The 14,878-nt window shown below is 65.6% G+C and carries 13 protein-coding genes; 7 read left to right on the top strand and 6 right to left on the bottom strand.

The genetic code is table 11. The features are described 5' to 3' along the window. The first annotated feature begins 16 nt into the window (after positions 1-16). From CK218_RS25375 to CK218_RS25360, 4 genes are all read left to right on the top strand, one after another. Positions 17-1,609, top strand: coding sequence for a LysM peptidoglycan-binding domain-containing protein (locus CK218_RS25375; RefSeq protein ID WP_095829276.1), 1,593 nt, complete (start codon positions 17-19; stop codon positions 1,607-1,609). 132 nt (positions 1,610-1,741) lie between these two features. Next, on the top strand, positions 1,742-2,089 hold the full coding sequence (locus tag CK218_RS25370) for a metalloregulator ArsR/SmtB family transcription factor (RefSeq protein WP_066997341.1): 348 nt from the start codon (positions 1,742-1,744) through the stop codon (positions 2,087-2,089). Between the two features lie 7 nt (positions 2,090-2,096). Continuing rightward, the gene (locus tag CK218_RS25365; RefSeq protein WP_095829275.1) at positions 2,097-3,980 is read left to right on the top strand and encodes an ABC transporter ATP-binding protein/permease; all 1,884 of its coding nucleotides are present in this window, start codon (positions 2,097-2,099) and stop codon (positions 3,978-3,980) included. A gap of 133 nt (positions 3,981-4,113) precedes the next feature. Continuing rightward, a complete protein-coding gene (locus tag CK218_RS25360) occupies positions 4,114-4,455 on the top strand; it encodes an antibiotic biosynthesis monooxygenase (protein WP_095781498.1) in 342 nt (113 codons plus the stop codon). Here the strand turns inward: CK218_RS25360 and CK218_RS25355 are convergent. Continuing rightward, on the bottom strand, positions 4,434-5,327 hold the full coding sequence (locus CK218_RS25355; RefSeq protein WP_095829274.1) for an SMP-30/gluconolactonase/LRE family protein: 894 nt from the start codon (positions 5,325-5,327) through the stop codon (positions 4,434-4,436). The genes CK218_RS25360 and CK218_RS25355 overlap by 22 nt on opposite strands. Before the next feature lie 128 nt (positions 5,328-5,455). On the opposite strand from CK218_RS25355, the gene CK218_RS25350 reads away from it, so the two are divergent. Both CK218_RS25350 and CK218_RS25345 read left to right on the top strand, forming a co-directional pair. Further along, positions 5,456-6,193, top strand: coding sequence for a phosphatidylserine decarboxylase (locus CK218_RS25350; protein ID WP_280950835.1), 738 nt, complete (start codon positions 5,456-5,458; stop codon positions 6,191-6,193). Between the two features lie 75 nt (positions 6,194-6,268). Then, entirely contained in the window at positions 6,269-7,012 is a 744-nt protein-coding gene (locus tag CK218_RS25345; protein WP_245435193.1) for a phosphatidylcholine/phosphatidylserine synthase, read from the top strand. Between the two features lie 254 nt (positions 7,013-7,266). Here CK218_RS25345 and CK218_RS25340 read toward each other — a convergent pair whose 3' ends face one another. Both CK218_RS25340 and CK218_RS25335 read right to left on the bottom strand, forming a co-directional pair. Next, the gene (locus tag CK218_RS25340) at positions 7,267-9,489 is read right to left on the bottom strand and encodes an AMP-binding protein (protein ID WP_095829271.1); all 2,223 of its coding nucleotides are present in this window, start codon (positions 9,487-9,489) and stop codon (positions 7,267-7,269) included. A gap of 306 nt (positions 9,490-9,795) precedes the next feature. Continuing rightward, on the bottom strand, positions 9,796-10,203 hold the full coding sequence (locus tag CK218_RS25335) for a 4-oxalocrotonate tautomerase family protein (protein WP_095829270.1): 408 nt from the start codon (positions 10,201-10,203) through the stop codon (positions 9,796-9,798). A gap of 113 nt (positions 10,204-10,316) precedes the next feature. Between CK218_RS25335 and CK218_RS25330 the strand changes: the two genes are divergently transcribed. After that, on the top strand, positions 10,317-11,171 hold the full coding sequence (locus CK218_RS25330; RefSeq protein ID WP_095829269.1) for a LysR substrate-binding domain-containing protein: 855 nt from the start codon (positions 10,317-10,319) through the stop codon (positions 11,169-11,171). A gap of 148 nt (positions 11,172-11,319) precedes the next feature. Here the strand turns inward: CK218_RS25330 and CK218_RS25325 are convergent, their stop codons facing one another. From CK218_RS25325 to CK218_RS25315, 3 genes are all read right to left on the bottom strand, one after another. After that, complete coding sequence (locus tag CK218_RS25325) at positions 11,320-12,219, bottom strand: DMT family transporter (protein ID WP_095829309.1); 900 nt, start codon at positions 12,217-12,219, stop codon at positions 11,320-11,322. A 58-nt stretch (positions 12,220-12,277) separates the two neighbouring features. Further along, positions 12,278-13,171, bottom strand: coding sequence for a DMT family transporter (locus CK218_RS25320; RefSeq protein ID WP_095829268.1), 894 nt, complete (start codon positions 13,169-13,171; stop codon positions 12,278-12,280). Positions 13,172-13,312: 141 nt separating this feature from the next. Continuing rightward, positions 13,313-14,815 (bottom strand): peptidase S10, encoded by a 1,503-nt coding sequence (locus CK218_RS25315; protein WP_095829267.1) that lies wholly within the window; start codon positions 14,813-14,815, stop codon positions 13,313-13,315. Positions 14,816-14,878: the final 63 nt, after the last annotated feature.

Below are 14,878 nucleotides of genomic sequence, written 5' to 3'. Positions count from 1 at the left end.
AGGGGCAGAAAAGATTATGGCTATCAATTCTTCCAAGGCGTTTTTGTTCGCGGCGGGCGGCGTTGCCGTCGTCGCGGCGGTCGCCTACGGGTCGGGCGCGCTCGACCCATACATCAACAAGCAGAATCCGCCGCAGGTCGCGTCGCTGCCGCAGGCAGGCACGAAGCCGGCTGAATCCTCAAGCACCTCCACCGAGGCGCGCGTACCGCAGGCGCAAGCCCCGGCCAATACAATGGCGCCCGCCAACAACACGATGGCGCCGGCCAACAAGATGGCGCCCGCCAACAATGCAATGGCGCCTGCCAACAACGCGACAGCCCCGGCGGAATCCGCCCCCGCTCAGGCGCCGGCCGCCGCAGGACCCACGCTGCCAACCTTCGATGTCGTGCGCGTCGAAGGCAATGGCTCGATCGTCGTCGCCGGCAGCGCGGCGTCCAATGCCAAGGTCGAGGTCCTGAACGGCGGCACGGTGCTCGGCTCGACCGATGCCGGTCCCGATGGTGCCTTCGCCATCGTGCTCGACGATCCGCTGAAGCCCGGCGACTACACGATCACGCTGCGCTCGACCGCTGGCGGCGTCGCCGTCGCCTCGGCGCAGACCGCCGTCGTCTCGGTGCCGCAGAGCCCGACCGGCCAGGTGCTGGCGATGGTCGAGGAGCCCGGCAAGCCGTCCGAATTGCTGACCATTCCGCAGCCCGCGGCCAAGCCGGCGGCACCTGCCGCCACCGGTCAGGCAGCCGCCCCGGATCCGCAGGTCCCGGCCGCAACCGCGCCGGCGGCGTCTGCCCCGGTGACGGCGCCGGCTGCAACGGCACCGGCAGCTACGGATCAGGCTTCCGCCCCGGCGACCCAGAACGCCGCCGCAGACGAACCGAAGATCGCCGTCGAGGCGGTTGAGATCGACGGCGGCAAGATCTTCGTCGCGGGCAGGGCCGATCCCGGCCGCAAGGTGCGCGCCTATGCCGACGATGTACTGCTTGGCGAGGCGAAAACTTCGCCTGACGGCCATTTCCTGATCGAGGCGGCGCGCGACATTCCGGTCGGCAACCACACCATTCATGTCGACGGCCTTGCCGACGATGGCGATAAGGTCGTCGCCCGCGCCGCTGTCCCGTTCGAACGCGAGCCCGGCGAGTCGATTGCCGCCGTCGCGCCCAACCAGGCCAAGCCCGCCGACAGCAAGCTCGCCCAGGGTGCGGGGTCCCAGCCCGCGGAGGCAAAGTCCGGGGCAGCCAATCCCGCCGAGACGACGGCGCCGGCCACCGCTACCGCCGAAGCGGGCAAGCCCGCCGCGACCGCCGACACGTCGGCCGAGGTCGCCGAAGCGAATCCTGCGGCCGACGTGCCTGAGACCATGGCGCCGAAGCTCGAACACGTCGATGGCGCGGTCATCATCCGCCGCAACGATACGCTCTGGCGCATCTCGCGGCGCGTCTATGGCCATGGCGTGCGCTACTCGACCATCTATCTCGCCAACCAGGATCAGATCCGCAATCCCGACCGCATCTGGCCCGGTCAGGTCTTCAAGGTCCCCGGCAAGTCGAAGGAAGGCGAGCCTGCCGACATGAAGGCCATGGGTGACCAGATGACGGCGCCAAAGACGGAGTAAGAGCGCAATCCCCCTCGTGGGGATGCCCGGCAGGGCAGAGGGCGCTGCCCCGCCGGCGTTCGACACTTCCTACCGTGCTACCCATCCGCCTGGCTTGCCCTCTCATCCTCCATCGTTTATCGGCGATGAACGATGACCGAATCCTTATCCGTCAACCGCGCCCTCAATAGCCGAGCCCTCGACAGCCGCGGCATCGCCACGCGGTTCGCGGCGCTGTCGCATCCGGCACGCATTGAGATCCTGAAGCATCTCTCGGCCAGTAGCTGCTGCTCCTGCCGCGAGGTGGTCGATCATCTCGATCTCGCCCAGTCGACCGTTTCGCAGCATCTGAAGATCCTGGTCGAAGCAGGGCTCGTCCGCTTCGAGGCGGATCGCCAGCGTTCACGCTACGCGGTGGACCGCGCTACGCTCGCTGAAGTCTCGGCGTCGCTCGCGGCTCTGGTCGATTCCTGCTGCGGCAAAAGCATGAAAGAAAGCTAAGAACAAAATGGCCGACAAGACCGTCTCCGCCGAAACCGGCACCCTCACCACACTGCGCAATCTGTGGCCCTATATGTGGCCGGCCGACCGCGCCGACTTGAGAGCCCGCGTTACCTGGGCGACGCTGCTTCTCGTCGTCGCCAAGGTCACCCTGGTCGCCGGTCCCTATTTCTTCAAATGGGCAACCGATGCGCTCGCCCACGCCTCGAAGTCGCCGCCGCCGCTGCCCGCCTTCATGCTCGCGCCGGTGATGCTGGTCATCGCCTATAATGTGCTGAGGCTGGTCCAGCTCGGCTTCAACCAGCTGCGCGACGCGCTGTTTGCCCGCGTCGGCCAATATGCGGTGCGCCAGCTTGCTTTCCGCACCTTCGTCCACATGCACCAGCTGTCGCTGCGTTTCCATCTTGAGCGCCGCACCGGCGGTCTGTCGCGCATCATCGAGCGCGGCACCAAGGGCATCGAGACGATCGTGCGCTTCGTCATGCTGAACACGGCGCCGACCATCCTCGAATTCGCACTGACGGCCGGCATCTTCGCCTACACCTATGGCTGGAAATACGTCGCCGTGGTCGCGGTCACCGTGTGGATCTATGTCTGGTTCACAGTCAAGGCCAGCGACTGGCGCATCTCGATCCGCCGCGACATGAACGAAAGCGACACCGACGCCAACACCAAGGCGATCGACTCGCTCTTGAATTTCGAGACGGTCAAATATTTCACCAATGAGCGCATGGAAGCCGAGCGCTTCGACCGCTCGATGGCGCGTTATGAAATTGCCGCCACCAAGACCTGGACCTCGCTCGGCTGGCTTAACTTCGGCCAGGGTCTCATCTTCGGCCTCGGCACGGTCATCGTCATGTGCATGTCGGCGCTCGAGGTGCAGGCCGGCACGCAGTCGGTCGGCGATTTCGTCTTCATCAACGCCATGCTGATGCAGCTTTCGGTGCCGCTCAACTTCATCGGCTTCATCTATCGCGAAATCCGCCAGGGCTTGACCGATATCGAGCACATGTTCGACCTGCTCGACGTGCCCCAGGAGATCGTCGACAAGCCGGACGCCAAGCCGTTGAAGGTGAGTGCCGGCAAGGTCGAGTTCCGCGACGTGCACTTCTCCTATGATTCGAACCGCAAGATCCTGAAGGGCGTCTCCTTCGAGGTGCCGGCCGGCAAGACGGTCGCCATCGTCGGCCCCTCCGGCGCAGGCAAGTCGACTATCTCCAGGCTTCTGTTCCGCTTCTATGACGTGCAGCGCGGCCAGGTGCTGATCGACGGCCAGGACATCCGCGACGTCACGCAGGAGAGCCTGCGCGCGGTGCTCGGCATGGTGCCGCAGGACACGGTGCTCTTCAACGACACCATCGCCTACAACATCCGCTACGGCCATGTCGGCGCCAGCGAGGAGGAGGTGCGCAAGGCCGCCGAGCTCGCCCAGATCGGGCCGTTCATCGAAAAACTCCCCGACGGCTACCGCTCGATGGTCGGCGAGCGCGGGCTGAAACTGTCGGGCGGCGAGAAGCAGCGGGTCGCGATCGCCCGCACGATCCTGAAGGCCCCGCCGATCCTGATGCTGGACGAGGCAACCTCGGCGCTGGACACCCAAACCGAGCAGGAGATCCAGGCAGCACTGGACCTCGTCAGCAAGGGACGCACCACCCTTGTGATTGCTCACCGGCTGTCGACGGTGATTTCGGCCGACGAGATCATCGTGCTCAAGGACGGCCAGATCGCCGAGCGCGGCACCCACGCCGCGCTCTTGCGCCAGCAGGGCCTCTACGCCTCGATGTGGGACCGCCAGCGCGAGGCCACCGAAGCCGAGGAGCGCCTGCGCATTGCGCGTGAAAGCGACGAGTTCGGCGTGATCGTACGGAGAAGGACGTCGGAGGTGAGCTAGCGCCTCTTCCTTCTCCCACAAGGGGAGAAGGGGAAATCGGCGCAAAATCCCCTTGACCTCAACCTAGCTTGAGCTTGCAAACCGTCTCCGAACCCCTGCGAAGCAAGCCTTCCAAGAACGGAGACTGATCGAAATGAGCAATAAAGATCAACGCGCTGGCAGCGTGTTCCGGGTCGACAAATTCGTCGTGCCCGCGGAAGCCCGCGACGAGATCGTCGGCAAGGTCAGGATGACGCACGAATTGCTGCGCCAGCAGGACGGCTTCGTGCAGGACTTCCTGCTCGAGCAGTTCTCCGGCCCAGGCGAATTCAACATCGTCACCATGGTCGAATGGGAAAGCCAGGCCGCGGTCGACAACGTCGTGCCGATCGTCAAGGCCGCGCACGAGCGCATCGCCTTAAGCCCGCAGGCAACGATCGCACGCCTCGGGGTCAAAGCGGATATCGCGCACTATCAGCGCGTGCCGGAGGCGTAAGACGGCCAGCCCGCGCCGGGTGCAGGCGCGACGACGCCCAGTACCTGGCCGGTGCGGGCGTCGCCGACCATGTTCTCGAAGCCGCGCCATTCGGCGGCGGTGATGAACAGCGTCCTGCCGTCGGCACCGCCCAACATGCAGGCAAAGCAGCCCCGATCGACCTCGACCTTGTCGATTTTCGCACCGCCCTCGCGCACCCTGACACAGTGCCGGTTTGGCACATCCGCATACCAGACGCAGCCTTGGGCGTCGACGCAGATGCCATCGGGATAATCGTTGCCGAGATCTGCCCAGACGCGCCGGTTGGAAAGGCTCCCGTCGTCGCCAATGTCGAAGGCTGTCAATCGCCTGGCGTGGGACTCAGCAACGATCAAAGTCCGGTTGTCCGGCGTTACCGCCATGCCGTTGGCGAAGGCGATGTTCGCGGCGACCTGCTGGACCACGCCGTCTGACCTGATCAGCACGATGGTGCCTGGTCCGAAATGCTCACCCGGCGCTGGCGCCGGCCCGCCGCCATTGACATAGATGTTGCCGCGTCCATCGACGACGATTTCGTTCCAAGGATTTTTCGACAGTCGCCGGAGATCGGCATGGGTCACGAGCGCCCCGTCCGCCTCCTGCCTGAGCAGCAGGCCTCCCCGACCGGAGACCACCAGGAGCCGCCCGTCCGGCAGCCAGTCGATCGAATACGGCAGAACAGCCGGCACGGTTAGCATGACCTCGCTCGTGCCGTCCTCTTCCACGGCGACGATTTCGCCGGTGCCCCAGTTGCAAAGCCAGAGCCGCCCCGCATGCCAGCGCGGGGACTCACCGAAGGCGAGGCCCTTCGTTATGACCGTTGCTGTGCTGGTGGCGGATTTCGGCGATGGCATTGGCTGGCTCCTTGGGCGCCTTGTCTATCCAAGGACGGATGGCAGAGCCGCGTTCCGACAGCCGGCGCTAAAATCACGGCAATGAGTCCTTCCCCATTGTTGCGTTGCGGGGAGGGGGGCTTTCGGCTATTGAGGCCGGACCTGAAACAGGGACCGCCCCAAGCCCTATGACGCTTCTCGATACGATCAAGAATACGTTCGTTCCGATCCATCGCGAGGGCTATCCCTTCATCGCCGCCTTCGGCGCGGCCACGCTGTTCCTCGGCTATTTCTCCTCGATCCTGTTCTGGCTCGGGCTGATCCTCACCGGCTGGTGCATCTATTTTTACCGTGACCCAGAGCGCGTCACGCCGGTCGACGACCGGCTGGTGGTCAGCCCGGCCGACGGCGTGGTTTCGGCGGTCGGGCCTGCCGTGCCGCCGCGCGAGCTTGGCCTGGGCACGGGCGAAATGACCCGTATCTCGGTGTTCATGAATGTCTTTTCCTGCCACATCAACCGCGCGCCGGTGCGCGGCAGGATCACGCGCATTGAGCATCGTCCCGGCAAATTCCTCAATGCCGAGCTCGACAAGGCAAGCTCGGAGAACGAGCGCAACGGGCTGGTCATCGACAGTCCCAACGGCACCGTTGCCGCCGTGCAGATCGCCGGCCTTATGGCGCGCCGCATCGTCTGCTGGGCCGAGCAGGGCGGCTCGATCGGCATCGGCGAGCGTTTTGGCCTGATCCGCTTCGGCTCCCGCGTCGACGTCTTCCTGCCGTCGAACGCCGTGCCGCGCGTCGCCGTCGGCCAGACGGCGGTGGGCGGCGAAACGGTGCTTGCCGAGTTCGGCGGCGCGGCGGTCGCCCCGCTGGTCAGGATTTCCTGAGCGGTGGGCGCGCCTTTCAAGAAGTTCGAGGCACACGCCAGCGGCGGCCCTCGCATCCGCGAGATCCCGATGCGCATGGTGCTGCCCAATCTGGTGACCGTTCTTGCGATCTGCGCCGGCCTGTCCGGCATCCGCTTCGCCTTCGAGGACCGCTTCGAGCCGGCCGTCGTCATGGTGCTGCTCGCAGCCTTCCTCGACGGCATCGACGGCCGCTTGGCGCGCATGCTGAAGGCGACGTCGAAGTTCGGCGCGCAGATGGATTCGCTGGCCGATATCGTCAATTTCGGCGTCGCGCCGGCGCTGGTGCTCTATGCCTTCCTGCTCGACCGCGCCGGCTCGCCGGGCTGGATCGCGGCACTCCTGTTCACCATTGCCTGCGGCATGCGGCTCGCCCGCTTCAATGTGCTGGCCGACGACACCGACCAGCCGGCCTGGCAGACCGAGTATTTCGTCGGCGTCCCGGCGCCGGCGGGCGCGGTGCTGGTCATGCTGCCTTGCTATCTCTACTTCCTGCGGCTCGGCCTGGAACCGACCCGGGCGGCGGCCTTCGTTGCCTCTGGCTTCACCGTGCTCGTCGCCTTCCTCTTGGTCAGTCGCCTGCCGGTGTATTCGGGCAAGAGCGTCAAGGTGCCGGGAGACAGGGTGCTTCCGGTCATCCTCGGCGTCGTGCTCTACATCCTGCTGTTGATGGCCTATCCCTGGTACACGCTGACCGCATCGGTCGCCGGCTACCTCGTCTTCCTGCCGTTCTCGGTGCGCGCCTATTCGAAGCGGGCCATGCGCGAAGGCGAGAAGGTGCCGCCTTCGGATATCGGATAAGCACTGCGCCCATCTCCCGTTGCGGGAGATAGCCATTTCAACATCTTAGCGAAGCTAAGTGTTGGAAATCGCAAGAGAGGGGAAAAGCGCTGACATGAGAAGTTGGCGCTCTAGAAGGAGCAGCCTCTGCGCCCTACGAAATCCCCTCTCCGGTATTTTCCAAGCACTTGCTCGGGGACGAGCCCGCTCGCGAATGCAGGAAAATGCTTTCTCCCCCACAAGGGCTGGCTCACAAGGGGGGGAGATAACCCGCGCTACGCCGCCACCCCCAATCCCAGTCGGTCGATCGCCAGCTTCCGCGCCGACACGTAATCCGTCTTGCCGGAACCCAGCACCGGGATCTCTTCCACCTTGATGATGTCATTGGGCACCATCAACTCGGCCGCGCCGGCCTTCTTGCCGAACTGGCGCAGCTCTTCGGCATTGGCATCGTCGGCCGTGGTGACCAGCACGATGCGCTCGCCGCGCCTTTTGTCGGGCACCGCCACCGCGGCATGGCGCTGTTCCGGCCACAGTGACTGCACCAGCATCTCGACCGCACCCAGCGACACCATCTCGCCGGCGATCTTGGCAAAGCGTTTTGCCCGCCCGCGGATGGTGATGAAGCCGTCGCGGTCGACCGAGACGATGTCGCCGGTGTCGTGCCAGCCCTCGAGCGGCTGCAACTCGCCGGGGCGGTCGGCGGTCATGTAGCCCATCATCATGTTCGGCCCGTCGAGCCACAGCCGGCCGCCCTCGCTGATGCCCTCGACCGGCTCAAGCTTCATGCGGATCGCCGGCAGCAGCCGGCCGACCGTGCCGTCGCGATTGTGGATGGCGGTGTTCACCGCCACCACTGGCGCCGCCTCGGTCAGCCCAAAACCTTCGATGATCGATGCCTGGAAACGGTCGCGGTAGGTGCGCCTTGTCTCGGGCTTTACCGCTTCAGCGCCGGCAACAACGAAACGCAGGCTGGAGAAATCGCCGTCCTTGGCAGTGCGGGCATAGTTGGCGAGGAAAGTGTCGGTGCCGAACATGACGGTCGGCTTCACCTTGCGCGCGATCTCCGGAATGATCTTGTAGTGCAGCGGCGAGGGATAGAGGAATAGTTTCACGCCGGTTACCAGCGGCAGGATAGTGCCGCCGGTCAGCCCGAACGAATGGAAGACGGGCAGCACGTTGAGCAGGATATCGGCCGGCGAGATCGTGATGCGCGCCTCGGCCTGCATGGCGTTGGCGAGAAGGTTGCGGTGCGACAGCACCACCGCCTTCGGCGTTCCTTCCGAGCCCGAGGTGAACAGGATCACCGCTGGTTTCGACGCCTGCTGCCGCTGCAGCGGAAAACGCCAGAAAAGCGCCGCCGCGACCTTGTCGAGCAAGGTCACGCTCTCGCGCACATCCTCCAGCCACAGCATCTTGGCGCCGCCCGCCTCGACGGCGGTGACGATGTCGTCGATGGCGGCCTTCTCGATGAACGCGCGAGAAGAGACCACTGTGCGAATGACCGCCGTGCGGATCGCGGCGGTGACGCTCGCCGGGCCGGCGGTGTAGTTGATCATCGCCGCGATGCGGGCCGCCGAGATAAGCCCGACAAAGGAGAGCACAATGCCATTGGCATTGGGCAGGAGCAGGCCGACCGCTTCGCCGGGCGCCGTCACCGCCTCGAAGCGGCGGCCGAGCACGCGCGCGCCGATGAACATCTTGCGATAGCTGAGCGTGCCCGAAATCACGTCCTCGATGATCGGATGCGAGGCACCGACGCGATCCGCCGCGTCGCGCATGGCCAGGAACAGGCCGCGATCGAGATTGCTGCCGTAGAGCCGCGCCTCGGCAAACCGGTCGAACAGGGCGTTGGTGTTCGACACCATGTCGGGGTTGCGAGCCACGAGCTCGGCGACGGTCATCGGTTCCAGCACGCTGAGCGACAGGCGCGGGAACCAGTGACGCGGCGCCTTGTCGGCCGGCGTCAGCGACATCGGCAGGTCGCGCGCACCGGCGACGAAGATCGGCACGATGCGGGCGTCGGCCTGCATGGCGATGCGGGTGATGGCGCGGAACAGCCGGAACGACTTGACGTCCGGCTCGACGTCGTCGGGCAGATAGACCGCAAGCCGGCCCTTGCCCTTCAAAACGCGCACCAGCCGCCGGCTGACGAAGAGATGTTCGGCATTGAAGGCGATGGTGCGGGCAAGCTCGCGCCACGGCTCCAGCCAGGGCGAGCGGGCCGAGGCCTCGTCCAGAATGTGCAGCGTGTCGTCAGGCAAGAGCGACAGCATCAGCGCCGGCTCGATGCGCGATTGGTGCGAAACGACATAGATCACCGGCGTGCGGGCATTGCGGGCAATGCGGATGCGATCGTCGGCAATGCGGTAGGCGAGCTTGAACGGCACGTAGAGCAACGCCTGGGTAAAGCGCAGGTCGAGCCGGAACCTCTCGATCACGCCAATCAGCAGCCAGGCAAAGACAAGACCGGCAAGCAGCGCCAATGTCAGGATCATGCCGCTCTCTCCCAACGTCCTCCACGGTGCGGCTCTTGCGCGGCCGCTTCGGTGGCAGAAGGTAGCGGAAGTGGGGGCAAGGTCAATGTGGGGTTGGGAGGGCGCTCCGGTCTATCCTTGCGGGAGAAGGTGGCCGAGCGAAGATCGGACGGATAAGGTGTGTCGGACGGACCGCTTCGCTGAATATGCAAGTGCCTGAAAGCAATCGATTCTTCGAGGCCGTGCTTCTTCCAGAACCCCCTCATCCGTCTCGGCGCTGGGCGCCGATCGACCTTCTTCCACAGGGGGAGAAGGGAAGGCGTGCCGCTACGCCACCTTCAGTCTCCCGCTGATGAAGCGGAACTCCTGGCTCTTGCCGCCAAAACCGTAGGCCGCCGCCGGAACCTCATGCACCAGCGCGTAGCTTTCCTCATGGACGCCGCCGAGCAGGCGGCCGAACGCGTCGAAAATCGCCTTGAGATAGGCTTCGAGCTCGAGCTTGGTGTTGGTGCCGTCCACCACCTTGATGTCGAGCCAGAAGGTGCTCGTGCCATGCCCGGCCAGCGACTTGCCGCCGGCGAACCAGTGCTGCGGATCGACGTAGCTGACCGCAACCGCGGTGATGGTCGGGTCCTTGCACAGATGCGTGGCCGTAATCTCGGTAATCTCCTTCGCGATCGCGGCGGAACGCTTTGCGTCGGGCTCGCCGGTGACGCTGACATTGATGATCGGCATTTTTCTCTCCTTCGCTTCTGACGGCTTCGCGCCGCCGATGAAGGGACCATGCCACTAGCCGTGCATCAAAAAAATCGAATTGTCTTTGATAATTACTTCGATATCACCGAAGTATGGAAACTCTCGATCCCGACCTGCTCAAAACTTTCCTCGCCTTCGTCGATGGCGGCTCCCTGGCCAGGGCGGCGTCCGCTGTCGGCCGCTCCCCATCCGCCGTCACGGCGCAGATGCAGCGGCTGGAGGACATCGTCGGCGAGCCGCTGCTCGCGCCCCAGGGCCGGGGCCGCGGCCTGACGCCTGCCGGCGAGGACCTTGTCGGCCATGCCAGGCGCATCCTTGCCGTCCACACTGAGGCCTGGCTGGCGCTGAAAGGCGCGCGCGTCGGCGGTCGCATCGCCATCGGAACCACGCAGGACTTTGCCGATCGTGGCCTGCCGGAGCTGTTGCGCGCCTTCGCCGCCAGCCATCCGCGCGTCAGGATCGAGCTGCGCGTCGGCCGCTCCCTGGAGCTCGGGTCCGCGCTGCAGGCGGGCCAGCTCGATCTCGCGATCACCATGCGCCATGCGCCATCCCCGGATGAAGCGTTCCTGATCAGCGAGCCGATGCTGTGGCTCTGCTCGGAAAAAGGGCTGGCGACGCGGCAGGACGTGGTGCCGCTGACGCTGCTCGATCCCTATTGCGGCTTCAGGGAGGCTGCGCTCAATGCACTCGACGCCGCCGGCCGCCGCTACCGCATCGCTGCCGGCAGCTCCAGCCTTGCCGGCCTGCGCAGCGCGGTCAATGCCGGCATCGCGCTGACGCCGCGCACCCGGCGTCTTGCTCATTCCGGTATCGTGGAAGCGTCCCCCGATCTCAACCTGCCGCCGCTGCCAATGGCCGGCTTCGCCATTCGGCTCGGCCGCGAGGCGGCTCGTCCGGCGCGGGATCTCGCGGAGCTTCTGGGCACCGGCCTGGCGCTGCCGCCCTGAACGGCCAGGAACGCCCAAAGAAAAAGCCGACCTTTTTGCGGGTCGGCTTCTAGTCGGACGGGTCGAGGGGTTTGGGGGGACTTGGGGGGTGACCCGTCGATCTAACAATGCCTGAGTCGAGTGATGGTTCCGTGACCGCGAAAAAAATTTACGAACGCGTCGATTTGGCTCTCGACCAGTCGCGTGCGGCGTGCGCGAAAACCGCGCAAAGCACGATCGCGCCGCCGACGATGCTGGCCAGCGGTGGGAATTCGCCGAGGAACAGCAAGGCGAACAGGATGGCGAACGGCACTTCGGCCGAGCCGAGCAGGCCGGATTCGGCGGCGGGGATAAGCCGCGAACCTTCGGTCCACAGGATCGAGGCCAGCGCGAAGGAGCAGCCGAAGGTGGCAAGCAGCACCATATCGCGGGTCGAAACGGCAACCGGGTCGGTGACGAACCAGCCGAGGACGAAGAGCAGGAAGGCCGACACCGCGCCGGCCCAGACGACGGGCGAGTCGCGAAAGGCGCGCACCATGATCATGTAGAGCGCGCTGCCGGTGGTCATCAAAAGCGCCAGCCCGTCGCCGAACAGGTGACCGCTGCCAAAGCCGCCGCCCACCATGACGGCGACGCCGCATAGCGACACGGCCGCCGCCAGCATCGTCTGCAGCCGGAATTTTTCCCGCACCAGCAGCAAGGCAAGCAGTGCGGCTATGAAGGGTGAGGTGGCGTAGATCACCGCGACATTGGCGACATAGGTGTATTTGAACGCCGCGATGAAGGCGATGCTGGCGGCAGCCCCCTCGACCGCAAGCAGCCAGCCGCGCCAGCCGAGCCTGAGGCTCTCGCGCCCGCCCGAGCGGCGGCGGCGCCACAGCACGTAAAGAGCAATCAGGATCGAGCCGAAGAAGCCGCGCCAGCAGGTGATGGTCAGCGGATCGGCATGGATCGACTTGGTCAGCACGCCGGTGAGCGCGAAGGCGACGGCCGAGGCCGAGACCAGCACGACGCCCAGCATGCGCTCGGCTGTGGCGTCGGCGGTGCCCTTGCCAAGCTTTTCAGGCATGTCGACCGTATCCGTCATGGCACCAGACTATGCCGCTCGTGCTGACAGCCTTCTGTCATCAGTCCTCGACCCGTTTGCGGAAACGCTCGTTGCCGACGATCAGCAGGCCGGCGCCGACGATCAAAGCCGCGCCCGTGAAAACTTCGGTTCTCGGCACGTCGCCCCAGATGGCGAAGCCCAGCGCGAACGCCCAGACCAGCGAGGTGTATTCGAATGGCGCCACGATCGACACCGGCGCCCGTTTCATGCCCTCGAACAGCATGTATTGCGCGACGCCGCCGAGCGCGCCGACGCTCATGAGAAGCATGAGTTGCGGCGCGTCGGGCATGCGCCACCAGATCAGCGCCGGCACTGCCGAAAAAAGCAGGAAGTAGAAATTGTTGAGCACCAGCTGGATCGTCGTGCGCTCCTGCATCGCGGTCTTGCGCAAGAGCACCACGGCGATGCCCCACAAAAGCGCTGCCGCCAGCACAAGCAGCACTGGCACGGAGAAGCCGAGACGCGCCGGGTCGCAGGCGATGAAGACGCCAACGAATCCGACGAACACCGCCGCCCAGCGCAAGAGCGGCACGGTCTCGCCCAGCATCACCACTGAAAGCACGGTGACGATGATCGGCGCGGCGTAGTAGATGGTGGTGAGCTCGGCGAGCTGCAGCGAGCGTGCGGCGTTGTAGTAGCAGAGCCAGGCCGCGAGCGTGAACGCGCTGCGCACCAGCATCGGCCGCACGATCGGCGAGTTTGCGGTGTCGGCGAACAGCGTCCGTCCGCCGATCGCGCCGCAGGCGGCAAGGACGGTGACCGAGCGGAAGAACATGATCTGCCACACCGTCATGCCGGCCACCAACAGCTTGATCGAGGCGTCCTGCGCCGAAAACAGGAAATAGGCGGCCGCGGTGAACAGGATGCCGGCCAGCACCCTTTCGCGGCTTTCGAGGACGACGACATCGGCCATGCGGTATCGATTTGCCAGCGTGGAGGCGGCTCCGCCCCATCGGATCCACTTCTGCCAGCTATACGGGCGAAAGCTTCTACCGCGCTGTTCCAGCGCGGCGCTTGCGTTGGGGCAGAGCCCTCGTGGCCGATCGAGAAGCGCTCACTGCGTCGCCTCGTAGAGCTCGGAGGCTGCCTCCTTCAGCGCGCGCCTTCCGTCGGGCCTGAGGTACATCATGTGGCCGCCCTCCACGACATCGAGCCGGATCGGTTTGGCGTCGGCGAGCGAGGGAAGCTGGTTCACCAGATAGCGCGAAGCGAGATAGGGCGTCACCAGGTCGGTATAGCCGTTGACGATGACCACGCCGAGCGAGGGGTTGAGCGAACGCGCCCGCTGCAGGTCGTTCATCGCCCCGGCATAACCTTGCCCCGAGGTGCCGTACTCCCAATTGCGACTGATCTCGCCGTTGAGAAGGCGGTAGCTGACATCCGTGCGATAATTCAGTTCGTTACGGGCGTAAGCGACAAAGGCCGAGGTCAGCACCGGCACACTGCGGTCAAGCACCGGGTCCGGGCCTTCTATGCGGGCGCTGCCCGGCGAGATATCGGCGGTGCTGATCGTGGCATCGTACGGGCTGAGCACCTTGCCCTTGGCGCGCTGGAACTCGCGGGTGAACAGGCCGGTAGGGACACGGGCGAAATTGCGCTCGACGAGTTCGAGCGGCAGGCCGGTGATTTCCGCCACGCGCCCGCTGGCGAGCTTGCCGCCTTGCTCCAGCCCGCTGGCGAGCGCCGTCAGATAGTCGCCAAGCGCATAGTGCTCGACCTCGGCCAGCCTGTCGCGCAGCGCCTCGCCGCTGACGCCGTCGGCGCGAAGCCGCACTGCCGCCAGCGAAGGCAGTTCGAGCGCCCAGTGCAACTGGTCGAATTGGTCCGGCCGCACCAGCATGAACTCCAGCGCCGGCGAGATCAGCACGATGCCGGAGGGGCTCAAACCGACATCCTCCTGCAGCGTCCTGGCGAGCAGCGCGGCGCGAAAGCCGCCATAGCTTTCGCCGGCGAGGAAGAGCGGTGAAGCGGTGCGGCCGTTCTGCGCCAGATAGAGCCGTATGAAAGCGCCGACCGAGCTGGCGTCCTGGTCGACGCCCCAGAACCCTTTCGTGTCCTGGCCCGGCGCTTCGCGGCTGTAGCCGGTGCCGACCGGATCGACGAAGACGAGATCGGTCATGTCGAGCCAGCTGTCCGGATTGTCGACGAGCCTTTGTGGCGGCGGCAGGAATTGGCCGTCGGCAGCGGTCGCAACGATGCGCGGGCCGATCGCGCCGAGATGCAGGTAGGCGGAAGCCGCGCCCGGCCCGCCGTTGAAGACGAAGGTGATCGGCCGCTCTTTGGCCAGGGCGGGCGACTGCTGCGTGTAGGCGACGTAGAAGATCTCGGCCGTGACCTCGCCCTTGCCGGAAAGCAGCGACAGCGTGCCGGCCTTGGCCTGGTAGTCGAGCTTGCGCCCGCCAAGGGTGATCGAATGCTCGGTGACCTGCGGCGGCGGCAGAAGCGACAGCACGCCGCCGGCCGGCGTCGGCCGTTCAGGTGTCTCGGCGCCGGCTGGCTGCGCAAAGGCTGTGAGCGCCAGGAGGATGAAGGGCAGGAGCTTCAACTTGGACCGCATGCGACCTCCGCGGGAACGACCCCCGCAAAGGTATGGCCGGGGCGGCCGAAGTCAAAGGGCATA

The sequence above is a fragment of the Mesorhizobium sp. WSM3879 genome, assembly GCF_002294915.1.
GTDB lineage: Bacteria > Pseudomonadota > Alphaproteobacteria > Rhizobiales > Rhizobiaceae > Mesorhizobium.
The sequence above is the reverse complement of the archived record's forward strand: the minus strand, read 5'-3'. Positions and strand labels throughout refer to the sequence as shown.